This window comes from Longimicrobiaceae bacterium (genome assembly GCA_036375715.1).
GTDB lineage: Bacteria > Gemmatimonadota > Gemmatimonadetes > Longimicrobiales > Longimicrobiaceae > DASVBS01.
Window position 1 is genome coordinate 128270 of the sequence record DASVBS010000081.1, and the last position, 23814, is coordinate 152083.

23 protein-coding genes are annotated in these 23814 nt (G+C 67.2%); 8 read left to right on the forward strand and 15 right to left on the reverse strand.

Features of this window, described 5'->3' with window-relative positions; all coding sequences use genetic code 11:
* Positions 1-255: 255 nt before the first annotated feature.
* The 3 genes from VF167_17800 (at position 256) to VF167_17810 (ending at position 2319) form a co-directional block, all read left to right on the forward strand.
* On the forward strand, positions 256-993 hold the full coding sequence (locus tag VF167_17800) for a FadR/GntR family transcriptional regulator (protein HEX6927284.1): 738 nt from the start codon (positions 256-258) through the stop codon (positions 991-993).
* Between the two features lie 2 nt (positions 994-995).
* On the forward strand, positions 996-1550 hold the full coding sequence (locus VF167_17805; protein HEX6927285.1) for a DUF1697 domain-containing protein: 555 nt from the start codon (positions 996-998) through the stop codon (positions 1548-1550).
* Positions 1551-1650: 100 nt separating this feature from the next.
* Complete coding sequence (locus VF167_17810; protein HEX6927286.1) at positions 1651-2319, forward strand: hypothetical protein; 669 nt, start codon at positions 1651-1653, stop codon at positions 2317-2319.
* A gap of 127 nt (positions 2320-2446) precedes the next feature.
* On the opposite strand, the gene VF167_17815 is transcribed toward VF167_17810, so the two are convergent.
* The 12 genes from VF167_17815 to VF167_17870 all read right to left on the reverse strand — a co-directional run bounded on the left by VF167_17815 (position 2447) and on the right by VF167_17870 (position 13303).
* On the reverse strand, positions 2447-3280 hold the full coding sequence (locus VF167_17815; protein HEX6927287.1) for an ABC transporter permease subunit: 834 nt from the start codon (positions 3278-3280) through the stop codon (positions 2447-2449).
* Positions 3264-3677: a nitrous oxide reductase accessory protein NosL gene (locus tag VF167_17820; GenBank protein ID HEX6927288.1), complete on the reverse strand. Its 414-nt coding sequence runs from the start codon at positions 3675-3677 to the stop codon at positions 3264-3266. The genes VF167_17815 and VF167_17820 overlap by 17 nt, the downstream gene beginning before the upstream one ends.
* A gap of 83 nt (positions 3678-3760) precedes the next feature.
* Positions 3761-4501: an ABC transporter ATP-binding protein gene (locus VF167_17825; protein ID HEX6927289.1), complete on the reverse strand. Its 741-nt coding sequence runs from the start codon at positions 4499-4501 to the stop codon at positions 3761-3763.
* Complete coding sequence (locus tag VF167_17830; protein HEX6927290.1) at positions 4498-5901, reverse strand: nitrous oxide reductase family maturation protein NosD; 1404 nt, start codon at positions 5899-5901, stop codon at positions 4498-4500. Before VF167_17830 ends, VF167_17825 begins: the two co-directional genes overlap by 4 nt.
* Positions 5902-5907: 6 nt before the next feature.
* Complete coding sequence (locus VF167_17835; protein HEX6927291.1) at positions 5908-6375, reverse strand: hypothetical protein; 468 nt, start codon at positions 6373-6375, stop codon at positions 5908-5910.
* Positions 6372-7070 (reverse strand): hypothetical protein, encoded by a 699-nt coding sequence (locus tag VF167_17840; GenBank protein ID HEX6927292.1) that lies wholly within the window; start codon positions 7068-7070, stop codon positions 6372-6374. Before VF167_17840 ends, VF167_17835 begins: the two co-directional genes overlap by 4 nt.
* Before the next feature lie 58 nt (positions 7071-7128).
* Positions 7129-9099 carry a Sec-dependent nitrous-oxide reductase gene (gene nosZ, locus VF167_17845; protein HEX6927293.1) on the reverse strand — a complete coding sequence of 657 codons (1971 nt, stop codon included), beginning with the start codon at positions 9097-9099 and terminating at the stop codon, positions 7129-7131.
* A 62-nt stretch (positions 9100-9161) separates the two neighbouring features.
* On the reverse strand, positions 9162-9593 hold the full coding sequence (locus VF167_17850) for a plastocyanin/azurin family copper-binding protein (GenBank protein HEX6927294.1): 432 nt from the start codon (positions 9591-9593) through the stop codon (positions 9162-9164).
* A 13-nt stretch (positions 9594-9606) separates the two neighbouring features.
* On the reverse strand, positions 9607-10062 hold the full coding sequence (locus VF167_17855; GenBank protein ID HEX6927295.1) for an Rrf2 family transcriptional regulator: 456 nt from the start codon (positions 10060-10062) through the stop codon (positions 9607-9609).
* Positions 10063-10301: 239 nt separating this feature from the next.
* The gene (locus tag VF167_17860; protein ID HEX6927296.1) at positions 10302-11657 is read right to left on the reverse strand and encodes a hypothetical protein; all 1356 of its coding nucleotides are present in this window, start codon (positions 11655-11657) and stop codon (positions 10302-10304) included.
* A 75-nt stretch (positions 11658-11732) separates the two neighbouring features.
* Positions 11733-12329, reverse strand: a complete 597-nt coding sequence (locus VF167_17865; protein HEX6927297.1) for a YceI family protein — start codon at positions 12327-12329, stop codon at positions 11733-11735.
* A gap of 206 nt (positions 12330-12535) precedes the next feature.
* Positions 12536-13303, reverse strand: coding sequence for a DUF3108 domain-containing protein (locus VF167_17870; GenBank protein HEX6927298.1), 768 nt, complete (start codon positions 13301-13303; stop codon positions 12536-12538).
* 331 nt (positions 13304-13634) lie between these two features.
* Between VF167_17870 and VF167_17875 the strand changes: the two genes are divergently transcribed.
* Genes VF167_17875 through VF167_17885 form a run of 3 tightly spaced genes read left to right on the forward strand, consistent with a single transcriptional unit; the run spans position 13635 to position 16908 of the window.
* The gene (locus VF167_17875) at positions 13635-15290 is read left to right on the forward strand and encodes an ATP-binding protein (GenBank protein ID HEX6927299.1); all 1656 of its coding nucleotides are present in this window, start codon (positions 13635-13637) and stop codon (positions 15288-15290) included.
* Between the two features lie 7 nt (positions 15291-15297).
* A complete protein-coding gene (locus tag VF167_17880) occupies positions 15298-15744 on the forward strand; it encodes a response regulator (protein HEX6927300.1) in 447 nt (148 codons plus the stop codon).
* 3 nt (positions 15745-15747) lie between these two features.
* Entirely contained in the window at positions 15748-16908 is a 1161-nt protein-coding gene (locus VF167_17885; GenBank protein ID HEX6927301.1) for an ATP-binding protein, read from the forward strand.
* A gap of 60 nt (positions 16909-16968) precedes the next feature.
* On the opposite strand, the gene VF167_17890 is transcribed toward VF167_17885, so the two are convergent.
* Entirely contained in the window at positions 16969-17616 is a 648-nt protein-coding gene (locus tag VF167_17890; protein HEX6927302.1) for a response regulator transcription factor, read from the reverse strand.
* A gap of 159 nt (positions 17617-17775) precedes the next feature.
* Positions 17776-18234 carry a pyridoxamine 5'-phosphate oxidase family protein gene (locus VF167_17895; GenBank protein HEX6927303.1) on the reverse strand — a complete coding sequence of 153 codons (459 nt, stop codon included), beginning with the start codon at positions 18232-18234 and terminating at the stop codon, positions 17776-17778.
* A 218-nt stretch (positions 18235-18452) separates the two neighbouring features.
* On the opposite strand from VF167_17895, the gene VF167_17900 reads away from it, so the two are divergent.
* The gene (locus VF167_17900) at positions 18453-19616 is read left to right on the forward strand and encodes a hypothetical protein (GenBank protein HEX6927304.1); all 1164 of its coding nucleotides are present in this window, start codon (positions 18453-18455) and stop codon (positions 19614-19616) included.
* Positions 19617-19656: 40 nt separating this feature from the next.
* Here the strand turns inward: VF167_17900 and VF167_17905 are convergent, their stop codons facing one another.
* On the reverse strand, positions 19657-22368 hold the full coding sequence (locus tag VF167_17905) for a HEAT repeat domain-containing protein (GenBank protein ID HEX6927305.1): 2712 nt from the start codon (positions 22366-22368) through the stop codon (positions 19657-19659).
* A 305-nt stretch (positions 22369-22673) separates the two neighbouring features.
* Here VF167_17905 and VF167_17910 point away from each other — a divergent pair, with 305 nt between their 5' ends.
* Positions 22674-23672, forward strand: coding sequence for a M23 family metallopeptidase (locus VF167_17910; GenBank protein ID HEX6927306.1), 999 nt, complete (start codon positions 22674-22676; stop codon positions 23670-23672).
* Positions 23673-23814 lie beyond the last annotated feature (142 nt).

The window sequence follows — 23814 nt, forward strand, 5'->3', positions numbered from 1 at the left end:
GAGACGAACGGGCACGGGGTGTGGAAGCGGATCGCAATGTCCGCCGTAGGCAAGAAGCACCGACGGAACCGTCCGCAGCCGCCAGATCTACGAGGCGGTCCGGCCTCCGGGCGGCGCCATAGTAGCGCCCCGATGGACGCCTCAGCAAGACTCTCCAACCCATGAAAGGTAGGACCAAATCCTACTGGCGGCGATCGTGCCGAGAAGCTAACGTTTACGCGTTGCGCCGCGATCGACCATTCACCGGAGGTCGTCTTGAAGCATCTGACCGGGTCGCTATTGCAGCTCTTCAAGCGGTTGATCGCCGAAGGGGTATTGAGCCCGGGAGACCGGCTGCCGCCGGAGAGGGAGCTGGCGGAGCTCCTGGGAGTGAGCCGCTCCTCCCTGCGTCCCGCGCTGAAGGTGTTGGAGAACATGGGGATCATCTCCCAGCGGGTAGGCAGCGGCACGCGGCTCAACCGCGCGGCAGCGTCCATCCTCGCTGAGCCGCTGCAGTACCTCATTCTCCTCGACGGCATCACCTTCCATGAACTGATGGAGGCGAGGCTGATCGTCGAGCCGGAGCTCGCGGCGCGAGCGGCGGAAAGGGCGAGCCCCGACGATCTCGATGGGCTCGCGCGCGCGATCACCAGCATGGAGAGGAGCCAGGACGACCCGGCCGAGTTCGTGAAGTGCGACCTGGAGTTCCACCGGGCGGTCAACGAGGCCGCAGGGAACCGTGTGTGCGCCACGCTGTTCAGCGTGGTTCACCAGTCCCTCGAGGAGCTCGTCCGCTTTACTTACGAGCTGGTGGAGCCCGAGCATACGATCCGCTTTCACCGGCGGATCTTCAATGCCATCCAGCGGGCGAAGCCGGATGCCGCTCGCCTGCAGATGCGAGAGCACCTCGAGGACGTTTGCACGCTGCTCGCTCGCGGAGCCGACGCTCAGGCCCGCGCGGCGCTGGAGGGAAAGCTCGGGGCTCTGGGAGGACTCGCGGGAGGGAAAGCATAACGATGCGATATATCGCGTTCCTGCGTGCGATCAATGTGGGGGGCCACACCGTCACGATGGATCGGTTGCGCGCCCTCCTGGAGGGGATCGGACTTCGCAACGTCAGCACGTTCATCGCCAGCGGCAATGTGCTCTTCGAGTCGTCGCTCCCCGCCGAGGAGCTCGAGCGGAAGATGGCCGAGCACCTGGAGCGATCCCTGGGCTACGAGGTGAGGGTGTTCCTGCGCACACCCGACGAGCTGAGATCGGTGCTGGAGCGCCTGCCCTTTTCGGAAGCTGAGGCCAGAGACGGGAAGGTTCACGTCTGCTTCCTGCCGGAGGCGCCGGGTCCGCAGGCGGCCTCCGAGGTAGCGGCGTTGAGCACGTCTCTGCACCGGCTCCAGGTACGGGGTCGGGAGCTCTACTGGCTGGCGTTCGGATCGATGGCCCGCACCGACGTGGACGAGCGAGCGCTCGGACGAGTCCTGGGCATGTCGATGACGATGCGGAACCTCAATACGGTGAGGCGCATCCTGGCGCGGCTGGAGGCGGATCGGACACCGGCCAAAGACGCTTGACTCAATGCGGCGTTGCCCGGCACATTCGCCCATGCCGCCTCGCTTCCTTCCTTCCGGCGGCGTGAACATCTCCTCAACCCCATCCACCTCCGGAGAACCCATGAAGAGAGTCCTCGGAATCCTGTCGACCATTGCGCTGGCGTCGTGCACGCAGGCGGGCGGTGCCGCGGACGGCACAGCGGAAGGTGCAGCGCAGAACCAGATGAGCTTCTTCCTGACCAGCCATGGGCCGGGTGATGGTGCCAACCTGGGCGGGCTGGAGGGGGCGGATCAGCACTGCCAGGAGCTCGCGGCGGCGGTGGGCGCGGCGGAAGGTCGGACCTGGCGCGCCTACCTCAGTGCCGCCGCCACCGACGGTCAACCGGCAGTAAACGCCCGCGACCGCATCGGACAGGGTCCCTGGTACAACGCGAAGGGCGCGCTCGTGGCGAATGATCTCGAGCAGCTCCACTCCGAGGAGAGCAACGCCGGGAAGGAAGTCTCGCTGAACGAGCGCGGCGAGATGGTGAACGGGCGGGGCGACGACCCGAACCGGCACGACATTCTCACCGGGTCGAATCCCGACGGGACCGTGGCAGGGGGCCTCGAGACCACCTGCAACAACTGGACGTCAAATGGTGAAGGGAGCGCCATGGTGGGGCACCACGACCGCCAGGGCGGCGGCGAGCGCCCCAACTCCTGGAACTCCGCTCACCTGACCCGAGGCTGCAGCCAGACCGACCTGCAGGGCACGGGCGGGGACGGATTGTTCTACTGCTTCGCGGTTTGAGGTCGTCACCCGGGGCATTCTGCAGGGGATAGCTTGTAGGGGCGCCACTTGTGGGACCACAAGTGGCGCCCCTACGGGCAATATCCAGCACGAGCCGGGTAAGCGCCGGCATCACTAGCCATCTCCCTCAGAAATCCCTCCGCCCATACAGCCAGGTGGCCGCAGCCAGCGGCCCCACGACCCAGAGCAGCGCCGACGCTAGCACCCACCCCGCCCCTCCCCACAGACCCAACATCGCCCTCAGTGCCGCGCCAGTGGGCCCCAGCAGGATGTCCGCACCCAGCGTGACCAGGGCGATCGCCCGCACGCCGTCGAGAGGATTGAGGGCGAGAATAGCCACCAGCCACGGCCCCGGCTCGCCCGAACCGACCACCTGCAGCACACCGATCGCCGCCAGGTCGTAGAGCACCGCCGCCGCGAACCAGGTGGTGAGCGCCCATCCCACGGCGGCACCGCGCGTCCGCGCGGCGACGCCCAGCAGGATGCCAAGCGCGAGCCCCACGATGCCCACGACCACCGCTCCGCCGACCACGACCAGGTATCCGCCCAACCCGGAACTCCCCGCGCCTATTGCGACGAGCGCTCCAGTCGCCCCGAATCCGACCAGCGCCGCGGCCGAGAGGGCCGCACTCAGACCCAGTGCACGCCCCAGCAGGACCTCCATCCGACCGAGAGGCTGGGCCAGCATCAGCTCGGCGCCTCCATCTTCACCGCCAAACGCTGAGGCACCCAGCAACAAGCCGAGCAGCGGCAACAGGTACACGGAGAGCGGCAGCATGGATACGCCCGTGCGCGTGAACCCTTGCACCAGGAGCTGTCCGGACCCACCCAGCCCGGCGAGCGCGACCCCCACGCTCAGGAGCGTGAACAGGATGCCGAAGCCGAGCAGCATCCGCCCGCGCAGGGCCGTCAGCACCTCCTGGCGGGCGACGGTCAGCATCGCTTCAGTGCGTGTGGGCATCGCGCACTCCCCTGGTCAGCAGCTCATCCCAGCGGAGGAGCTCCCCTCCGGCCGGCGGATCGGCTCCGTCCGCATAGCTCACGACGTCGAATCCCATCCCGGTGCGGGTGACGCCCACGTGGAAGACGGCGTCGTGCGCGGGAAGCCACTCCCCGGTCTCCGCGTCGGCCACGAACGCTCGACCCTCGGCATCAGGGTTCCGCTGCAGCCAGGCAACGAGGCATCCTGGCTCGTCGAAGGTGAGGATCCGACCCTCCCGCGGAATCCACTGCGCGGCCCGAAGCGGGTCGTCCACCGTCATGTGGCAGTACTCACACGCATCGATTCCCAGTGCCAGCTCGCGAGGCCCCCGCTCAGCGCCGGCACCGGTGCATCCCATGGTCAGAAAAGCCAGCAAGATCACCACCCTCTGGAGGTGCCCTCGCCGTGCCCCGAGCCCGCACCCAAGCTGGGGCCGACCGATCGATGTGCCGATGGCGTTCATGCCGCGCGCCCCGCGCTCCCACCCGCGATGACCCGGTAGGCCTCCTCTAGGCGACGCTCTCGCAGGTCGCGGTGCGGGACATAGGTTTCCACCAGCTCATCCACTGTACCGAGCGCGACCAGCCTCCCGGCCACGAACACGGCCACGCGGTCGGCGAGCGCGGCGACTTCGCCGAGGTCGTGGGAGGAGAGTAGGATAGTCGTCCCCTCCGCGCGGATCTCGCGCAGCAGGTCTCGCACGGCCAGGGCCCCGCTCGGATCGAGGGCCGCCGTGGGCTCGTCCAGGATCAGGGCCCGCGGGTTGCCGAGCAGCGCCACTGCCAGCCCCAGCCGCTGCTTCATCCCCCCGGAGAAGGTGGTCGCATGACGATCTTCCGCGTCCTGCAACCCCACCCGGTCGAGTAGCTGGGCAGCGGAGCCGGGATCCGCCCCGCGGAGGCGAGCGAAGTAGCGCATCAGCTCGCCGGCCGTGAACCCTTGCGGGAAGGAGAGCCCCTGCGGGAGGTAACCGAGCCTGGCCCGCGCCTCCCGACCGTGCGTCGCCACGTCCACACCGTCCACGGTGACCCTGCCCCGGGTCGGCCGCACCAGCGCGAGTGCCGCCTTCAGGGTTGTGCTCTTCCCCGAGCCGTTCGGTCCGACTAGCGCAATGGTTTCCCCGGGCCTGACCTCCAGGTCGAGGCCGGCCAGCGCGACCAGGCGGCCGAAATGCTTGGTGACGCCCTCGTAGCGGATCATGGTCCCCTCACCTGATGGATGCGCCTGCCGCCCCCGCCCACCACCAGGATCAACACCGCGATCGCGATCACCGACCCGGCGGGGCGAGCAGGATCATCGTGCCCTTGGCGTTCGTGGCCCACGTCTTCGGGGCCCGCCTGCTCGCGACCTGTCCGCAGCGGGTCCGGCACCTCCACCAGAGGGGCGGGATCCTCCACGCGCGGCAGGTCGAAGACGGGGAAGGCGCGCTCCGCCCAGGAGAGTGCCAGCGCCGCTGGAGTGCCGGCGAAGATTTCCAGCACGGGCCGATTGGCCGCCAGCACCGCGAACGGATCGCCGACCAGGTGCGGCCGGTCGCCGACGCCGTCGCCATCTAGGTCGTAGATGGAGCGGTCGCCCCAGTAATTCCCACGCCCGTCTTCGGCCCAGACGTTCCGCGCATCGCCGTTGGGCTTTCGCACCGCGGTCCGGTTCCGCGCGATGACGTTGCCAACGAAGGTGTTGTTCTCGGCGCTGGCGATCAGGTCGATCCCGATTCCGTTGTCGGCAATCACGTTGTCCGCAAAGCGGTTGTTCTCCGCCATGTCCAGGAATACGCCGACGAGATTCTGCTCGATGCGGTTGCGCTCAGCGACCACCCCGTAGGACGTCTGCAGGAGGATGCCGTAGGCGCGGTAGCCGACGTGGCGAGCGAAGGTGTTCTCCCGGAAGAGGATGCGATTGGAGAACATGATCGCGGCGCCGGCGGCGTTGTGGCTGAACCGGTTCCGCTCGAAGCGGTTGTCGTCGGAGTACATGTAGTGCAGCCCGTAGCGCACTTCGGCCACGTCGTTTTCCCGGATGAGGCTGCCGCTCGAGAAGGAGAAGTAGATGCCGTCGCGAGTCCGGCGGATGACGTTACCCTCGATCACCGTAGCCCGCGAGTTGAAGAGGTGGATTCCGTTCCCCCGCCGGGCCTCGGGCAGGGTGGCGAGCCCTTCGATGCGGTTGTCACGCACCCGGACGCGGCTGGACTCGAGCAGGTAGACGCCGTGTAGGGCGTCGTGGATCCGGTTCCCGATCACCTCACAGCCGCTGCAGCGAATCAGCTTGACCGCCGCGTCGTCCCCCTCCAGCGACCGGCCGGAATTGCGCAGCTCCAGCCCGCGGACCTGTACCGAATCCGCCTCCACCTGCACGACGCTGCCCTGCGCCCCTCCGTCGAGCACCGCCCCCGATTCACCGAGCAGCACGACCGGCAGGTCGATGAGCACGGGACCGGAGTGCACCCCGCTCAACAGGCGAATGGTGTCTCCGGGTGCTGCCGAAGCAATTGCCTCACGCACACTGCTGAACTCCGCTCCAGGCCCCACGTGGAGCGTGCGGGGTGCCGGGCCGAGCGCGCCCGGAAGGACCGAAGTGAGCAGCAGCAGCGCCAGCATGGCTCCTCAGCTTGCCACGATCTGGCCCGCCTGCACCGCGGCGGTCCCCGCCTTCACGAAGAACTGCACCGCCTCGTCCAGCGCCAGCGTGATATCGCCAGCGCACTCGCCCTGGGTGAGGCGGGGCTTCACCTCCTCGATCTTCGCGGTTCCCAGGCCGAACCAGTAGCGCGCGTCCTCGATCTCGGCGGTGGCGCGGCCGCGAGGATCCTTCACGTTGTCCAGAGCACCCTGAACGAGATCCCGGGTCCCCAGTGCCTCCCGGAGCGCCCTTCCGCACCCCTCCAACGCCTCCTCGCTCCAGGAGGCAGTGATCTGCGCGAACTCCAGGTCCCCTGCCGACGGACCGGTGTCCCCGGCGACCGCTGTAGCCGCCCCGCGCGCCGAATCCCCCGACGCGGGGGTGTCGCCGCCGCACGCCAAAAGCAGGATGCAGAGCGGCAGTAGAAACGAACCCGGATACAGGCGTTTCATGGCAGCCTTCCTTGCGCGGTTGAGCCCGACGATCTGTCCTTCCGCAGATCGAGCCAGAGCGCGGCGCAGATGAGGGCGCCGGCGAGCACCGGGAGGAAGGTCCCCCAGGAGAAGTAGGCGTAGGTGGCGAACTGTGCGATCGTATGCGAGCCGATCATCGCGGGGGTGAACGGCTCGATCTCGATTGGCGCCGTCGGGTCCAGCTCGTGGCCGAACTGGTAGAGGCGTGAATGCATGCTCCAGAAGCCGTAGACCGCGGTTGCCACCATCAGCCCGAGCGGCAACAGCGTGGCCCAGAATCGACGGACCAGTGCTGCCCCCAGCGCCGCGATGGCGATTGCCGCGAACAGCCCCGGAATCACCTTCAGCTCGTGGAAGTAGTCGTCCGAGATCTCCGCCATACCGATGTAGTGGTTCAGCAGGTTGATCTCGGTGATGTCGCCGCGGATGTGGTCAGGGTAGATCACCATCCGCAGCCCCTCCGGGTACTGCACGCTCACCAGCGTCATCCCCCAGAGCGGCAGGAAGGCCGCTGCGGCTACCAGCACCGCCGCGCCGACCAGCAGGGCGGTGCGCACGCCCGCCGCGTCGAATCTTCGCCACCGCCGTGTTGCGGGCGGCTCCTCCGTCGCTGGCTGGATGGGATTCAGCGGCGCGCGCGGCCTCTGACTCCGACGTCTGATTGCAGTTCTCATGATGTCGTCCCCCGACTGACCGCCCGGGCGGAGGCATCTCGCCCGGGCGGTTGGCTGGTCAGTGGCCGGCGTGGCTACCCATTGCCAGTGCCGGGTCGCGCCGCTCCCAGATCATCTCACCCTGGCCGTTGCGGTACATCGCCAGCGGTTGGCCCCGGGGCACCACCTCGATGTATCCCTGCATCTCCTGGTGGAGCGCAGAGCAGAAGTTCGTGCAGTAGTAGGGATAGACCCCCGGCTTGTCGGCGATGAACCTCACCGTCTTCGTCTCCCCAGGATCGACGATCACGTTGCGATTGTGGCCCACCACCGCGAAGCCGTGGATCTCGTCGCGCTGCTGCTCCGCGTTGGTGATGTGCAGCACGACCGTATCCCCTTCCTGCACCTGGATCCGATAGGGCTCGTAGTAGGTGCGAATCGCGTAGATCTTCCCTTCCACCCGAGTCCCGGTCCGCGTGACGCTCGCGTCCGCAGGCTGCCAGATCGCGTGCGGATGCTCGTTCTCCTCCATCGGGTAGAACTCGATGGGGTTGAGCACATCGCGATGGATGAGCTGGGCGAAGTGCGGTTCGGGCTCGGTGAACGCCTCGTACAGCATCGTCATCTTGCCGCCCTCGAGCCCGATCAGCTGCGAGCTCTCCGGGATCGACGGTCCCACGTTGAGGTGCCGACCCTTGGACAGCTTGTTCATGGCGACCAGGTAGTCCCCACGCGGGTTGCGGGTGTCCCCATGGCTCGTCACCAGGTGCCCGATGTTGAAGTGCACGGGGATCTTCTGCACCACCAGCGACTGCGGGTCGACCCCCTCCTCGTAGGGCGGGAGCTTCCACTTCGCCACCGCGCTCTCCACGAAGAGCGAGGTATAGGCGTAGCCCTTCCCGTCGAACTGGGTGTGCAGCGGGCCGAGGCCGACGGGCACCTCCAGCTCCACCACCTCGTCGTACTCGAGCACGTGGATGCCGTCCTCGGTGTCGTGGGCGAAGTCCTGCTCCTCAATGGCCCGCAGGATCTTCTCGAAGGAGTAGACCGTGGCGGTGGGTGACAGCTTACCCGAGCAGATGATGTATTTCCCGTCCGGGGTCACATCCACGCCGTGCGGGCTCTTGGCGCAGGGGAGCAGAAACATCACCCCCTCCTCCTGGGCGGGATCGATCATGCGCACGCCGTTGACCTCGATCCCCCGACCCGCCTCGGCTGCCGCGGCCGCGGCCTTCCAGTTCACCACCGCCACGTAGTCGCGGTCCCGCTGCGCGCTGGTGACCTCGAGCTTTCCGGTGGCCCGCTCAGCGTTGTACGAAGTCCAGAAGGCCCAGTCCTCCGAGGGCCCCTTCCCGGTCGCGCCCAGGTCCCAGTTGAAGGGAGGGGTAAGGATCTGCCAGCCGAGCGACATCTCGCCCGTCTCCGGATCGACACGAATTCCGGTCACCGCCCCCTTGTACTTCTCGGCGTACTCTTCCAGCGGCACGTAGCGGTTCGGAACAGGCACCGAGAAGCGGGTGGCCACCAGCACGTATTCGGTGTTCTCGGTGACCATGGAGGAGCCGTGGTTCCCCATGGTGTTGGGGATCGGTCCCAGGATCTGCTTCGTCTTCAGGTCGCGCAGATCGATCCGGGCGACGCGGTTGTTGGCGTTGTCGTTGACGAACAGCCAGCGCCCGTCGTAGTCGCCGTTGGTCTTCGAGGCCGCGGGGTGGTGGACATCTCCCCAGGTGAACTCGCCGAGCATCGCTCTGGTCTTCTCGTCGTAGCCGTAGCCCGTGCCCGGATAGGGCGAGAAGACCGGAATGGTGGCGATGTGGCGCATCGAGGGGACGCCCGCCACGTAGACCTGTCCCGAATGGCCACCGGAATAGAAGAGGTAGTACTCGTCCAGATCGCCCGGCTTGACGTAGGTGGCGAGGGCGGCCGCCTGCACGTCCGCGGTCGAGAGTGCCTCCGAGCCGGGCACCGCGGGGGTGCGTTCACCGCAGGCCGAGAGGCCGATGACGGCCGCGACGCCAAGGAGCCAGCGGTTCGCGGGTGTGTCCATGTCCGTTCTCCAGATGTTGAGTCGGCCAGGCGAAGCCCGGCCGAGGCTTGCTGCGCGACCGTCTACTCGACGGTCAGGGTGCCGACCATGCCGAGCACGGCGTGCGGATCGCACTGGAACTCGTACTCGCCCGCGGGGAAGTCCACCGTTATCTCGTGGGTCTGTCCGGGGAGCTGCAGAAACGGCGACGCCTCGGGGAGCGAAGCGGCGCCTGGATTCTTGTCCGCCGGGAAGGAGACGTTGTGGACGCCGCTGACGAGCACGAAGCGCAATACGTCGCCGCGCTTCACCGTAATGGCGGCCGGATCGAAGTAGTTGCCGGCCCCGTCCGTAACCATCTTCACTTCCACCATGTTGCCGGTGGCGGGCGCGGCGGCCGGAGCCTCGCTCGCTGCCGACGATTCACCGGAGGCCTTCGCCTCCTGTGAGCCGCACGCGGCGAGACCGAGGGTCAGGCTCACGAGTGCCAGCGAGAACAGATGGGGAATTCGCATCGTCGTTCTTTCCTCACGAGGTGGATTGAGCGTAGCAAGCGCGTCCGGACAGCCCGTCCGACATAGCCGGCGCATCGCTGAGCAGGTCGCCGAGGGTGGTCGTCTCCAGGGGCGCCATCGACTCGCGCCACATGGCAGTCCAGCGCGCGTGGGCGTCGCAGGGGCGGCGCGCGTCGCATCGCCGTCCGCCCAGCAAGCAGAGGGGTCGCTCGGGCGCGGGCTCGAAGAGCTCCATGATCCGCGCGATCGGGAGGGAGGAGGGATCGACCTCCAGCATGAAACCTCCCCCACGTCCGCGCACCGCCGAGAGGAGACCGCGGTGCGCCAGGGCGTTCAGGGTCTTCGCCAGGTAGTTCCTCGGCGCCCCGATGGCGGTGGCGATCTCGTCTGCGGACACCGCTCCGCTGGCGGGCCGGCCGGCGAGGTACAGCAGCGCACGGATGGCGTGTTCGGACGTCTGCGAAAGCATCCCCCGCTCCCGACTGCGATTTAAGACCATATCTGCATGCGGTTATCAGCTTACTTTCCGCCGAGATGGCCCGGAGTCGGGGAACGCCATTCTCTTTTCAGAGGAACAAGGAGGGCAGCGCTGTGGGGGATTCTCCGGCGGAGGACGCGGGAGATCCTGCTCCATGAGCGCCAAACGAAATCCCCCCGCGCGCTGTGCGCGGGGGGAGGTGAGAGGCCGGGACTACCTGGAGAAGCGGCTCAGAAGGCGAGGGCCGCCTGGACCACGAAGCCACTGAACTTGGCTCCGTGCTGGATCTCGCTCGGAGCGAAGCCGTCGTAGCTCTGGGTTACGTACTCGACCTTGGTGAGCATCGTCGGGCTGATGAACCAGCCGGCGGCGAGTGCGGCGCGATCGACCGTAATGTCGCGAACCGTCGAACTGAGGTCACCCTTGACCACATTGTATCGCCCGCCGACGTACAGCTTGTCGCCCAGGAAGCGATAGACCACATCACCCGCATACTGCCGCACGTCACGGGTATCGTCTTCCGTGGCTGCCTTGCCCTTTGCGTGCTCCAGCACTCCGAAGAGCTCCAGACCGCCGACTTTCACGAACGGGTTGACCTGGAAAGCCGACGTTTCGTTGCGGAAGTTCGGGTTGATGCGCCCGTTGGTGAAGCTGGCGGCAGCATCGTTGTCCACGACGCCCCAGTATGCCGAGCCCGCCCGATCGCCCGCATAGAGCGTCCCTGCCGGCGACGACGCGTTCGCGTACATCGATCCTGACAGTCGGACCCGGACGAGGTCGTTGATCTGACGATCGTAGCCCACCTTGGCCAGGTAGGCGGGGGTGGCGCCGACCGGGCCGTCCTTGATGTCACCCTTGTTCTGCCCGGTGGTAATCCCTCCCATCACGAAAGCATCACCGACCCGCACCATCACATCGGCACCGGGCTCCGTGGTGAAGGCATCCAGGATGTAATTCTCGGCGAAGGGATTGTTGATCGTGTGCCCGTTGTCCGAACGGCGGTAGATGGCATCACCGTAGTTCGGCTCGTACATCCCCGCCCGGATCGTCGTGTACCTCATGATCCCGTTGAGGAGCGGGTGATCGATCGGCGAGGCGTCGATGGTCGCGTAACCGCCCTTCACCCAGAACTCGTTGTGATGCCGGCTCGACATGTAGCTCTCCAGGACCATGTTGATCCCAGGAGCGATCTGCACGCCGAGGTTCAGGTTGGCGGTGGGGAGGTTCACGCCAGGCCGGATGTCGGCGAGACGGTTCACATCGACGTCGTCCACTATGCGCGGCTCGGCGGAGTTGCTATGGTCGAGCGCCTGGAACGCCAGGGTGAAGGCGCCTCCCAGCGTGACCTTGATGCCGTCGAAGGGGCCGGTGAACTTCGGCGGCTCGAAACGATTGAGACCTTGCAGACCCACCGGGCGCAGCACGAAGGTGCTCGCCGCTGCTTCCTTCTCGTCGTCCGCCGAGTCCGCCGCAGGCGCCTCGGTCGATCCTCCGCCGCCGGCGCTGACGGCGATCTGCTCCTGAGCCGTCGCGGCACCCGCCACGAGCAGCGCGAGCAGGACCTGTCCAACAGCTATTTTCTTCATTTCCTTTTCTCCACTCGGGGGGTGGGGTGGCGCCGGCCGCCTCTCAGCCGGATGCGACCCGGTTGATCACGACACCTACGGCTTCAGCACCACGTCGAAGTTCAGCTTCACGGGGTCATGAACCTTCATCGTGCCCAGCATCAGCGAGGGCGGGCGGACGCCGTAGTCCGTCATCTTGATCGTGTGCGTCCCCTTCACCCGGATCGCCCCGCCCCCCGCGGCGGCCGCCATCGCGTCCACCGTGATCGGCTGAGCAGTCCCCGCAATCTCGAGCGTTCCGTTCAGCTTCAGCTGCGTCTCGGCACCCGCCGGGATGGCCCGGTAATCGGAGAGGCGGAAGCTGATGGTCCCGTGCTCCGATACCTTGAGAGCCTTCCGCATATGGCCGTTCATCGTCCCATTGCCGCAGTCCAGAGCCGCGGCGTCGATCACCACCTCCGCCCTGGCGACGGCGCCCTCGAGGCGGGTCACGTCGAAGGCGGGAACCGTGCTCTCAACGGTGCCTTTGACTTCCGCCGCCTGGCAGGTGTAGCTGCGCACGGAGGAGGTGCCCTCCACCCAGACGCGGCTCTCGGGAGTGAAGCCGAAGTCGGGCTTGAGGGCAGCGGTGGAGATGGCAACGATTCCCAGCAGCCCCACGGCGAGTCCGACTTGTCTTAGATGTTTGTTCATGGTCCGGTTCTCCCTCTTCCGGGAGGCGGCCTCGCGCCCTTGCTGGCGCTTACGGTCCGGCCTCCGTGCTTCCTTCGAGGGCCAAGCTACCGGCCGAGGTGCGGCGAATCTGTCGGGCGGTCCGGGAGATTGCTGTGCGGTTCCTGCTGCGTGTGATTGCCCGGAATCCGCTGACGTAGTTCTCGCCGCGCGGTGTGAACCTCCCCTCACTCCGTCCGAGGATCTGCTCCGTCCACGCCGATGAGCAGCAGGCGCGTGGAGCCGATCCAGGGGGCCGAGGACTCGATCCTCACCGGGATCCTGGAGGCATCATCGGTCAGGAAGAGGCGCATCGCCGACACGCGCTCGTCGCGGACCCGCATCTCGACCACGACGGTCTCGAATTCCCCCGCGGGGACGCGCGTGCGCTCTCTCCCGAGGACCTTCAGCGAGACCGGGTTTCGCCCGGGATCGAAGTGATGGACCAGCGTGTACTCCGCGCCGTTTGGAAGCGGGAGCGAGCGGACGTAGTAGAGGAAGGAGAGCTCGTCCAAGGGATGTTCGCAGTCCGTCTCCCCCGACTTGCCCTCGGCGTCCGTCCAGCGTCCCTCATCGGGATAGATTTCCACCTCTTCCCGATGTGAACCCAGGGGCGACCGTTCCGCTTTGGCATAGCGGAGAGAGCGCAGGTGATCGACGCCGATCCACGAGCGCGTGCGGTCCTCCAGGCGGAAGACCCCCACCCGGCCGCGGAAATCGAAGGCGAGCTCCAGCGCGGGTTCTCCGCGGACCTCTACCGGACCGCTCACCCGCATCGCACCGGTGCCGAACGGGCCGAATCGCCCGCTGACCGCGCGGTAGGTGAGGACCTCCCCAGGAGCGAAGGGGGCTCGGGCGGCCATTTCCTGAGCGGCCAGCGCATCGGCCGCGAAGAGGAGGAGTCCCGGCAAGCTGGCAGCGACAGCGGCGAAGCGCCGGATCGAGAAGCTGTTCATCTTCATTCCCCCGATTGCGGAATCCACCTTTCCAGGTGCAAGCTATTCACGCCGGGGGAGCAGGCTGGCGGGAGAAGCACTCGTTCGTTGCGGGGGAGTCCCTGCCGCCGTGGACGGAAAGTGCTGACGGAAAGTGCCTGACTCTGCCGGGGCAGGAGACCGAGGCTTCTGGCCACCCTGATCCTCGTGACATAGCTTTCGGCGATCCCTTCCCCGCTCGCCCTTCGAGCGACAGAATGCCGGCTTCCTGTTGCAGCGGAGCCGAGGGAGCTCCGCCTTTGTCGGGCGATGGGCGCCCGCGGGCGCGATTCACCGGCCGGTTATCACACACATGACCGATTCAGCTTCGAGCCGGCCCGCGCGGAAGCTGCCGATGCGTCCCGAGGTGGCAGCGCTCCCCGCGGACCTGCAGCACCTCCTTCACGTCGTGGCGATGGCCGCCAACGAGGCGCGCGCGACCCGCGACGCCGTGCAGAGTGCGCTCGACGCCGTATGCATCTTCACGGGTTGGCCGTTGGGCCACGCCTTTCTGCGGGAGCGTGAAGGCGATGCCTACCGATCCGCCGGGGTATGGCACGTCGAGCCGCCGGATGTCTTTGCCAGCTTCCGCCGAGCGTGCGCGGGGGTGGAGCTGCACCTGGGTGAAGGCCTGATCGGTCGGGTGGGTGAGAGCTCGACTCCGATCGTCGTGGACGACGTGGAGGCTGAGCCGGCCTACGCTCGGCAAAGGATCCCGGAGCTCAGAGGGTACGGCGCCGCCTTCATCCCGCTGATCTCCGGCCACGAGCCGGTGGGAGTGCTGGAGTTCTATTACCCCCACGCCGAGGCACCGGATGCCGAGCTGCTGCGGGTTCTGGAGATGATCGGCACCCAGGTGGGGCGGGTGGTGGAGCGCGAGAGGGCCGAACAGGCGCTGCGGATCTCGGAGGCGATGTATGCGGGGATCATCAGCATCTCCTCGGACGCGGTGGTCTCGATCGACGAGGAACAGCGGATCATCACCTACAATCGCGGCGCCGAGGCCATCTTCGGGTGGTCGGCGGAGGAGGCCCTGGGTAAGCCGCTGGACATCCTCATCCCCGAGCAGTATCGGGAGATCCACCGGGCGCACGTGGAGGCGTTCGGTGCCGGGCCGGTCGTGGCGCGGCGCATGGGGGAGCGCGGGCAGATCGTCGGCCTCCGCAAGAGTGGCGAGGTCTTTCAGGCGGATGCGTCCATCTCCAAGCTGGAGGTGGGGGGTCGACGCATCTACACGGCGGTGTTGCGCGACGTCACCGAACGCGTGCGCGCCGAGCAGGAGCTGGCCCGCTCCAACGCCGAGCTGGAGCAGTTCGCCTATGTCGCCTCGCACGATCTGCAGGAGCCGCTACGGATGGTCGCGAGCTACACCCAGCTGCTGGAGCGCCGCTACGGTGACCAGCTGGATGAGGACGCCAGGGAGTTCATCGGGTTCGCCGTGGACGGCGTGACCCGCATGCAGATGCTCATCAACGACCTCCTCACCTTCTCCCGGGTCGGCACACGAGGCAGCATTCCCGAGGTGGTGGATACGAACGCAGTCGTGGACCGCGTCCTGGTCAACCTGAGACCCGCGATCGAGGAGACGGGCGCCACGGTCACGCGGGATGAGCTCCCCGAGATCCTTGCCGATCCCGGCCAGATGAGCCAGCTCTTCCAGAACCTGATCGCCAACGCTCTGAAGTTCCACCGACGGGATGAAGCCCCGCGGGTGCACGTCTCTGCTCGCCCCGGCAACAGAGAGTGGATCTTCTCCGTAGCGGACAATGGCATCGGAATTTCTCCGGAGTACGCCGATCGGATCTTCGTGCTCTTCCAACGACTTCACAGCCGGGCGGATTACCCCGGAACCGGAATCGGCCTGGCGATATGCAAGAAAGTGGTGGAGCGCCACGGCGGCCGGATCTGGTTCGAGTCCGAGCCCGGAGTCGGCACCACCTTCTATTTCACCATTCCCGTTCGATCGTGAGTGGCCGATGAGCTCTACCACCTTCTCACGCCCGGTGGAGATCCTGCTGGTCGAAGACAATCCTGGCGACGTCCGCCTGACTCGGGAGGCGCTCCGCGAGGGAAAGGTGCGCAACAACCTGCACGTGGCCTCGGATGGAGTGGAGGCGCTGAAGTTCCTGCGGCGAGAGGAGCCATATGCGGAGGCGGTCCGACCCGACCTCATCCTGCTCGACCTCAACCTGCCTCGGAAGGACGGCCGCGAGGTGCTGGAGGAGGTGAAGGCCGACCCCGCGCTGCGCCACATTCCCGTCGTGGTGCTCACCAGCTCCCAGGCCGAGCAGGACATCCTCCGGGCGTATGACCTGCACGCCAACTGCTACGTGACGAAGCCGGTCGACCTGGACCAGTTCATCCATGTCGTGCGCTCGATCGAAGATTTCTGGTTCACCATCGTGAAGCTTCCCCCCGAGTAGAGGATGGCTCACTCCCCCCTGCGAATTCTCCTGGTCGAGGACAATCCCGGGGACGCCCGCCTGCTGCGCGAGCACCTGCGCGAAGCGGGCTCGCTTCAGTTCGAGCTCACGCACGTGGAGCGACTCGCGGAGGCGCGCGAGAAGGTGCGGACCGAAAAGATCGACGTGGTCCTGCTCGACCTCTCCCTTCCCGACGCGCACGGACTCGAGACCGTTCGTTCGATGCTGGAGGCGGCCCCGGAAGCGCCGATCATCGTCCTGACCGGGTTGGACGACGACGCCACCGCCGTCCAGGCGGTGCAGGCAGGGGCGCAGGACTTCCTGGTGAAGGGGAAGGTTGATGGAGGGCTGCTGGTGCGTGCAGTGCGCTACGCACGAGAGCGAAAGCGACTCGAGCTGGAGCGGGCGCAGCTACTGGCCAGTGAAAGGGCGGCCCGGACGGAAGCGGAGGCGGCGGTGCGCGGCCGCGACGAGATTCTGAGGGTGGTGGCCCACGACCTGGGGAATTCGCTGAGCGCCGTGATGGTTACCGCGCGGGTGCTGGAGCGGATCGTCCCGGAGGAGCTCTCCGGGGGTAAGGCGCACCGGAAGGTCGCGAACATCATCGCCCTTGTGGAGCAGATGCAGCGGCTCCGCCAGGATCTGATGGACGTTGCCATGCTGGAGGCAGGGCAGCTATCGATCGAACGAGGCCCGCTCGGTGCCGCCACGCTGATCGAGCAGACCGTGGAGCGCTACGGCCCCGTGGCGGAGGAGAAGTCGATCACCTTCGAGGTGCAGGTGGAGCCGGACCTGCCGCTCCTGCTCGCGGACGAGTCGCGCCTGCTCCAGGTGCTCGCAAACCTGGTCACCAATGCCCTCAAGTTCACGCCGCCCGGCGGGCGCATCGAGATCGGCGCCCGAGGTCAGGGCGAGGAGGTCCTTTTCCACGTGCGCGACAACGGCATCGGTATCCCGGCCGAGAACCTCGACCGGCTGTTCGACCGCTTCTGGACCACCAAGCAAGGCAACCCGCACGGCGCCGGGCTCGGCCTCGCCATTGCACGGGGAATCGTCGAAGCTCACGGCGGACGTATCTGGGCGGAGAGTGTGGAGGGAGAAGGGAGCGGGTTGTTTTTTACGGTGCCGCTGGAAGTGGAGGGAGGGAAGGGAGTTAGGAGTTAGGAGTTAGAAGTCAACTCCCAACTCCTAACTCCTCAAATTCTGACTTCCTCACCTTCCGACTCATTCCGCCTTCAACATTCCCGTCTTGAGTGCCAATTTCACCAGCTCTGAGCGGTGGGTGAGCCCGAGCTTGTGCATCAGGCGAGCGCGGTAGGTGTCGACGGTCTTGGGGGAGAGGAAGAGCTTCTTGCCGACCTCGCTCGAGCTGAACCCTTCGGCGGTGAGGGCGAGCACCTCGCGTTCGCGTTCGCTGAGCTCCTCCAGCGGGTTGGCCTCGCCTTTCTCTTCGGCCATGCGGTAGCCTTTGAGCAGGAGCTTGGTGGCGCTCGGGTAGAGGAAGACCTCGTCGCGCGCAACCACACGGATCGCGGCAATGAGATCCTCGTCGGCTTTCGTCTTCTGTACGTACCCGCTGCCCCCCGCCTCGAGCACTGGCAGTAAATAGTCCGCCTCGGCGTGCGAGGTCAGGACGAGCACGCGGCTGCCGAGGTTCAGTTCGTGGATCTGCTTCGTGGCCTCGAGGCCGCCCATCCCGGGCATGTCGAGGTCCATCACCACCACGTCGGGCCGGAGGGCCTTCACCCGCTCGATGGCCTCCTCCCCGGTCCCCACCTCTCCCACCACTTCCATGTCCTCCTCGAGCTCCAGCAGCGCCGACAGCCCCGAACGCAGGATTGCGTGGTCATCCACCAGCAGAATGCGGATCATGCGAGTTGCGCAGAGTGAACGTAGGAGGAAATATGAGGCCAACCCTGACCGGAGTCGTCTACCTGAATTTGCCAGCCCCCGTCGCCAGAACAAGATCGACGAATCTCGGCGGCCCGAGTGCCTTCGCGGCCATCGCCCACGGCGACCACCAGGCGCACCTCATTCCGAGGGTTCGGCGGCTCTGCCGCTGACTTCCTGCACGGCGATGCGGAAAAGGATGTTCCGGAACGGGACCGGGTCCTTGTCGGTGAAGGTCTCGGGGATCAGCGTGCGCAGCAGCTCGACCGCCTTCTGGGCTTCCTCCCTCTCCCAGGCGGCCCCCTCGGGATCGAGGGTATAGAAGCCTCCGTGAACGACCGCACTGCGCCAGTGGAAGAGGTCGTAGATCTCGTCCACCTCGAAGGCGATCGGCCACCACTCACGGGCGGTGAAGTCCACCTTGCGCCCGGGGGAGGTGCGGCCGTAGAGCCAGCCATTGGCGTAGACGTAGTGGATCGGCTCGATGTCGATATCGTTGCCGCGCACGAAGGCCATGCGGCCCACGTGGTTGCGCGCCAGCAATGCATCGATCTCGGCGCGGGTGAGTTCTCTGAAGCGTGGGATTGCGGTGCTCTTCATGTTGACTCCAGGGGTCACTCCCGGCCTGCCTCGCCGGGGTCGCCACTCTGGATCAACAGTAGCGCATCGGAAAGCCCCCCTCTGTCGGGAGGAAGCACCCGATGCTGTGGGGAGGATTGCTACTGAGAATAGCTATTGACTATATCACTAGCTGAATGGCGGCTTCGACCCACTGCTGCTGCGGTTCCCCACCCAACTCTCACCTACGACCGCCACCCATGAAGCTCGCCCCGCGCGAGACCAGACCGACAGCGCCCACTCCGGCAGAGGTCGACGAGATCGTCGCCATCACCGACCCGGTGCTTCGCAATCTGCGCATCACGGAGGCCTACCACCGGCTGGCCATGGCGTTTCCAGGTCCCCGGCCGGGCGCCAACTGGTGCGCTTTCGCCGTATGGGCCTCGAAGCAGGCCGGTCAGACGATCCGTGGCGAGGACCTGCTGCGCGCCCTCGAGCGCGCCCTCGGCGAGGGCCGTACCCTGGCTTCGATTGCCGGCGGAGTGGTGCGCCTGGCTCTCCGGAATGCGCTCGCTCATCCCGGCACGCGGCGGTGGCGCGTTGTGAAGGTACTGGGGCAGGAGGCGTTCGATCGGGCGGCCGACGCCCTCGCTCGTGGAAACCGAAAAGTCTTCGGCGAGATCGGCCGGGAGTTCGCCCGCTTTCTTCAGATCTGCGGGATGATTCCGATCCCCGAGACAGAGCTCTCGAGGTTCCTCTCCGCCGTTCCCGTGGGTGGCGAGCCCAGCCGTGCCGATTACCTGCATCGCGCATTCCGACACCTGGCTCAGGCACTCGAGACCGAGGATCACGGCGCCCGCGCGGAGTTGATGCTGCTGAGTAACCTGGAGATCGCCTACTTCGAGCAGGCCCGCGTGCAGCCGGAGATCCTCGCTGCGCTCGAAGCTCCCTACACGAGCACCCGCCAGCTCGGCCGGGCGCTGCTCGCCGCGATCTCGCCCGGCGCCGCCGACTGGCCTCCCCTGGTGCGCACGCCGTTGGCGTTCGCAGTCGGGCTGGGTGGCCGGGTTGCCGAAGCCGCGCTTCGGTCGCTGCTGCGGCGCCTGATCACTGAGGAGCTGATCACCCTCACTTTACCCGGCGAAGTCCTGCGCCTGGGGCGGAACCTCGCCGGCGAACCTCCCGCATGCCTGCGCAACCCCCGCAATCCGGAGCTACGCGACCTGCTCGCGCTCCTCGCGCCGCCTCCGGACGACCTCGACGGCAGCGGCGCCGACGACTGGTCGCGCCTGGAGGACCGAATGATCACCATCGGCCGCTTCTTCCTCTTACGGCACGAGGAGCCGAAGCTCTACGAACCTCCCTTCACCGAGGCGCAGCTCCGCGAGCTGCGGGCGGGGAGGATTCCAGGCGGGGTGTTGTAGCGGTGCGAGCCGGCCTCTTACCCCCGGCGTCCTCCCGCCATCACGAGCCCGCCGCCGTATAGGCCTGCAGCTGGGAGCTGTACTGATCCTCCAACCTCATCAGCGAGATCGCCGCGACGAGGTGGGGCGCAGCCTGGGGATCCGTCCAGGCGGCCTCGATCACCGGAGCCACTTGGTTCCGAACCTGCTCAGGGGTGCGGCTGCTGCGAATGGACTGCGCGAGCACCGCGTAAGCGAAGGTTCGCTCGGCATCGCTCCCGCTCTGCGCCAGGGCTACGAAGCGGTTGATCTGCTGCAGCCGCGCGCGATTGCCCACGAACCGCCGCCAGGCCATCTCGACCGGACCGGGCGCCGCGGAGGGCTCGGTCGGGTTCGCCCGGGCAAAGAGCTCGATTGCCACCTCCAGCCCCTCGTCGCCGGGCAGGTCGGCGGCCGCATTGAGTAGCGCAGCGCGCACCTCTTCGTCGAGCTGCGGATCCACAGCCGCGGAACGTAGCAGCGGCAGCAGTGCCGGATCCAGCTCCCGCTCACCCGCAACCAGCTGCGCGACCGCGGCGTGCAGCGCACCCCCACGCTGATCCAGCCGGGTGAGCAGCGGCACCGCCTCGGAGCCGAGCTCGGCACTGCCGACCAGCGCGTCGATCACCGCCTCACGCTCGTCGCTCGCCGCGCCCTGCACGGCCGCGAGCAGCGGAGCAGCACCCCGGGGAAGGACTCGGTTGCGCACGTACTCGGCGACCAACTCGTCGTATTCCTGCCCCGAAGCCTGCTCGAGGGCATCCCTCAGGATCGGCTGGATCGTGGGGGTCGCCTCCCAGGCGACCGGCTCGTAGTAGGGACCCGTGAAATCCGGCTTCGTCCCCCACCAACCACCGTTCCAGGGGCCTTCCCACTCCGCTTCGCGGTTGGCCAGCCGCGCTAGCGCGAGGACGATGTCCTGCCGGACCGTGGCATCCTCCGACTGCTCCAGGCGGGTCACCAGGCCCTGTACAACCGCGGGATCGTGCATCAGCCGCAACGCTCGTAGTGCCGCCGACCTCACCTCTGGCGTACCTTCGTCGAACGCCCGGAACGCCGCCTCGTAGGCGTTGAGGTGAACGAGCGCCCTCGTCGCCACGTGCGATAGCGCCGGATCCTGACTCGCCGCCAGCGGCACGACCGCGTCGGCCTGCTCACGGGCGCCGAGCCGGACCAACCCGTTCAGAGCCTCCATCTGGACGAACGGATCCGGATCCCGCAGCGCCTGCACGAACAGCTTTACCGGCACCCCGCGGGAGTGCGCACGATCGTCCGCCAGCGCGCGAAGGGCCAGCGCCCGTAGCGCGGGATCCGCCGCCGCCCGCCGGAGCACGCCGTGCGACCGCTCACCGACCATCTGCTTCAGCGTGAACATCGCCGCCACCCGCGCTTCCAACGGTCGCTCGGGGTCCAGGGTGATCCGCTGGAGCTGCCGCACCACGCCGCGATCGCTCCCTCGCCGCAGCAGCTCCCGCTGCGCATTCAGGCGGTGGGTGGCGTTGTCGGAGACGAGCACTCCGAGCAGCTCCTGCGAAGTCATCGCGTCGAGCTGCGGGGCCTCGTCACCCGGTTCGGCCATGTGCCGCACCTGGATCACGTAGCCGACCGTGTCACCGGCGTAGGTGAAGGACCCGCCGGAGAGGCTGGCCACGTACAGGTTTGAACGGGAATCGACCGCCAGGTCCGAAGGCCGCGGCAGCTCGAGGAAGTCCTCCTGCTCAACCTCGAAGCTGGCACCCTGACGCCGCAGCGGATGGCGGAGAACCTTGTTGACCGTCCAGTCCGCCGTGTACAGCGTGTTGTCGAACCCCTCCGGGAAACCGGGGTCCTGGATCCACAGCCCACCCGTCCCTGAGCCACCCCCGTAGTCCGCGAGCGACGGCATCGCTTCGTCCGCGAAGTTCTTGTAGAGGGTCGGATACCCCATGTTGGCCAGCGGGGGCAGGTAGTGCAGCCGCGTGTTCCAGCCGTCTCCGTCGTTGGTGTTGTCCCGGGCGAAGACACGCAGCAGCGGGCTCACCGCCACGTCGTAGATGTTGCGGGTGCCCACGGCGTAGAGTTCGAGCCCGGTCCCATCCGGCCGCACCCTGACCACGCTCCCTCCGCGATGGGCGATGCGCGTTCCATCGTTCCCGACCGCCTCCAGGATCCCGTAGTCGCCAACGGCTACGTAGATCCAGCCGTCGATCCCCAGGGTGATGCCGTTGGTCGTGTGGTCCGCGCCGCGAAAGTCGAGACCGAATCCGAGGCCGGTGACCAGATCCTCCGACTCGTCCGCGATACCGTCGCCGTCGGTGTCACGGTAAGCGGTGAGCGTAGGCGGATGCATTACGTAGAGGGTGTTGCCGTCGACGATGGCCCCGCGAGGGCTGTCCATCTCGGCGAAGACCGTGTACTCGTCGGCCAAGCCGTCGTTGTCGTTGTCGACCAGACGCACCACGCGACCACGCCCGGGATCTGCCGAAAGGGAAAGGTTCCCGTCCACGCACACGAAGACCGCTCCATCCGCGGCGGTGGTGACGCAGGTGGGATACATCGCCACCGGGGGTCCCGCGAAGAGCGTCTTGCTGAAGTTCTCGGGAACCTGGACCTGCTGGAGGAGGCGTTGCTCTCGCGCGGCGTTGTGTGGGACGGAGCCGCGCGGGGCGAGGGTCTGCGCCAGGGCCGGCGCCGCTGGCAGGGCAGCGGACAGCGCCGCCACGACGGCGGATCTGAGCGTACGCTTTAGGGACATCGGGGTCGTGACAAGGAGGGTGAGGGACCGACAACCCGGCGTGGTAGGCCGCGGCCGGGAGAACAACAATATGGATCGAAATGCCAAATATAGGTCCGCTGCCGGCTGGCGAAAGGATTGCCCGGCGGCCGATCACCCTGCCCCGCGCGCGCGGCGAGCCGCGTCCGTCCGGGTGTCCTGCCACAGTGTTTGTTAGCGATCGGGCTACTACAGGCCCGCTCGGGATCGACCGATTCTAGCTTCAGGTAGGTGCATCCCGCGGCACTTGAGCGGGAAGTGTTCATTGGCTTCGATCATCGCCCCGAATGGCCCGAGTGGGTCGGCTCGCCGAGCACAAGCTCGAGCTGCTAGTGGTTGGCATCCTCACCATGGCCGCCTCCGGGCTCGCGTTTGCAGGCGCGCGTCCGGACGTGCCGATGACTCCCCCGCTGCTGGAGCCCGCGGTGGCCGTGGGGATCCGCGTGGATACCGTGCTCGTCGGCGGCTATGCACGGGGCAGTTTCACCGAGGCGATGCATGTGCTCGCCTCCGGAGTCGGCCGGGACGAGCGTGAGCTGGTTGGCCAGCACCTGGACAAGATCTTCGCGGGTGTGCTCCAGGCGGACGGGCTGGGCTCGGCCGGGCGTCTGCGGGTCGCCTTCGAGCGAACGCTTCGGCCCGACGGGAGCGTCCGCGCGGTGCGTGTGCTCGCCGCCGAGGCCGCGGTGGGCGGGGAGCTGCACACCGCCTTCTACTTCGAGCACGAAGGCAGGCCCGGCTACTACGATCCCTTTGGCCGCTCGCTCGAGCCCCAGCCGTGGGCCGGCCCGCTGGAGCACCTGCGCGTTTCCTCTCCGTACGGTCTCAGAAGGATGCACCCGATTCTCGGCAGGGTGCTTCCCCACACCGGAGTCGACTACGTCGCGCCGCGCGGAACGCCCGTCCACGCCACCGCTGACGGCATCGTGGCGGTGGCCGGAGAACGCGGCGGTTACGGACAGATGGTGGAGATCCGTCACCCCAACGGCTACTCGACCCGCTACGCGCACCTTTCCCGATTGCCCGCCGGCCTCCGCATAGGCACGCCCGTATCGCAGGGCGACGTGATCGGCTACGTGGGGATGACGGGGCTCGCCACCGGACCACATCTCCATTACGAGTTGCGCCGTGGAGGGAGACCGATCGACCCTGCCAGACTGAGCCTCGACGCCGCACTCTCGCGAAGCCTTGCCGGCGGCTCGAGCTGGGCGGCCGAGCGAGCGCGCCTCTACCGCTTGCTGGCGCGCACGCCGACCCTGCTGCGGGTAGCCAGCACCTCCCGCTGACCTTGCGCGCGCCGCGCCGCCGCCCCGGACTGTACGCCGCCCAACCGTCGGTCGTTTGATGCCGGAGGCCTGTGCAGGGTAACGATTTCCGGGCTCATGGAATGCTGCTTGCCGCGTCGGTTCCGGCCGGATACCTTTCGGC

What these genes read in the sequence shown, in the direction of transcription:
- VF167_17805 (HEX6927285.1), top strand. Translation starts at nt 996, where the DNA reads ATGCGATATATCGCGTTCCTGCGTGCGATCAATGTGGGGGGCCACACC.
- VF167_17810 (HEX6927286.1), top strand. Translation starts at nt 1,651, where the DNA reads ATGAAGAGAGTCCTCGGAATCCTGTCGACCATTGCGCTGGCGTCGTGC.
- VF167_17815 (HEX6927287.1), bottom strand. Translation starts at nt 3,280, where the DNA reads ATGCCCACACGCACTGAAGCGATGCTGACCGTCGCCCGCCAGGAGGTG.
- VF167_17825 (HEX6927289.1), bottom strand. Translation starts at nt 4,501, where the DNA reads ATGATCCGCTACGAGGGCGTCACCAAGCATTTCGGCCGCCTGGTCGCG.
- VF167_17830 (HEX6927290.1), bottom strand. Translation starts at nt 5,901, where the DNA reads ATGCTGGCGCTGCTGCTGCTCACTTCGGTCCTTCCGGGCGCGCTCGGC.
- VF167_17835 (HEX6927291.1), bottom strand. Translation starts at nt 6,375, where the DNA reads ATGAAACGCCTGTATCCGGGTTCGTTTCTACTGCCGCTCTGCATCCTG.
- VF167_17840 (HEX6927292.1), bottom strand. Translation starts at nt 7,070, where the DNA reads ATGAGAACTGCAATCAGACGTCGGAGTCAGAGGCCGCGCGCGCCGCTG.
- nosZ (HEX6927293.1), bottom strand. Translation starts at nt 9,099, where the DNA reads ATGGACACACCCGCGAACCGCTGGCTCCTTGGCGTCGCGGCCGTCATC.
- VF167_17850 (HEX6927294.1), bottom strand. Translation starts at nt 9,593, where the DNA reads ATGCGAATTCCCCATCTGTTCTCGCTGGCACTCGTGAGCCTGACCCTC.
- VF167_17855 (HEX6927295.1), bottom strand. Translation starts at nt 10,062, where the DNA reads ATGCTTTCGCAGACGTCCGAACACGCCATCCGTGCGCTGCTGTACCTC.
- VF167_17860 (HEX6927296.1), bottom strand. Translation starts at nt 11,657, where the DNA reads ATGAAGAAAATAGCTGTTGGACAGGTCCTGCTCGCGCTGCTCGTGGCG.
- VF167_17865 (HEX6927297.1), bottom strand. Translation starts at nt 12,329, where the DNA reads ATGAACAAACATCTAAGACAAGTCGGACTCGCCGTGGGGCTGCTGGGA.
- VF167_17870 (HEX6927298.1), bottom strand. Translation starts at nt 13,303, where the DNA reads ATGAACAGCTTCTCGATCCGGCGCTTCGCCGCTGTCGCTGCCAGCTTG.
- VF167_17875 (HEX6927299.1), top strand. Translation starts at nt 13,635, where the DNA reads ATGACCGATTCAGCTTCGAGCCGGCCCGCGCGGAAGCTGCCGATGCGT.
- VF167_17880 (HEX6927300.1), top strand. Translation starts at nt 15,298, where the DNA reads ATGAGCTCTACCACCTTCTCACGCCCGGTGGAGATCCTGCTGGTCGAA.
- VF167_17885 (HEX6927301.1), top strand. Translation starts at nt 15,748, where the DNA reads ATGGCTCACTCCCCCCTGCGAATTCTCCTGGTCGAGGACAATCCCGGG.
- VF167_17890 (HEX6927302.1), bottom strand. Translation starts at nt 17,616, where the DNA reads ATGATCCGCATTCTGCTGGTGGATGACCACGCAATCCTGCGTTCGGGG.
- VF167_17895 (HEX6927303.1), bottom strand. Translation starts at nt 18,234, where the DNA reads ATGAAGAGCACCGCAATCCCACGCTTCAGAGAACTCACCCGCGCCGAG.
- VF167_17900 (HEX6927304.1), top strand. Translation starts at nt 18,453, where the DNA reads ATGAAGCTCGCCCCGCGCGAGACCAGACCGACAGCGCCCACTCCGGCA.
- VF167_17905 (HEX6927305.1), bottom strand. Translation starts at nt 22,368, where the DNA reads ATGTCCCTAAAGCGTACGCTCAGATCCGCCGTCGTGGCGGCGCTGTCC.
- VF167_17910 (HEX6927306.1), top strand. Translation starts at nt 22,674, where the DNA reads ATGGCCCGAGTGGGTCGGCTCGCCGAGCACAAGCTCGAGCTGCTAGTG.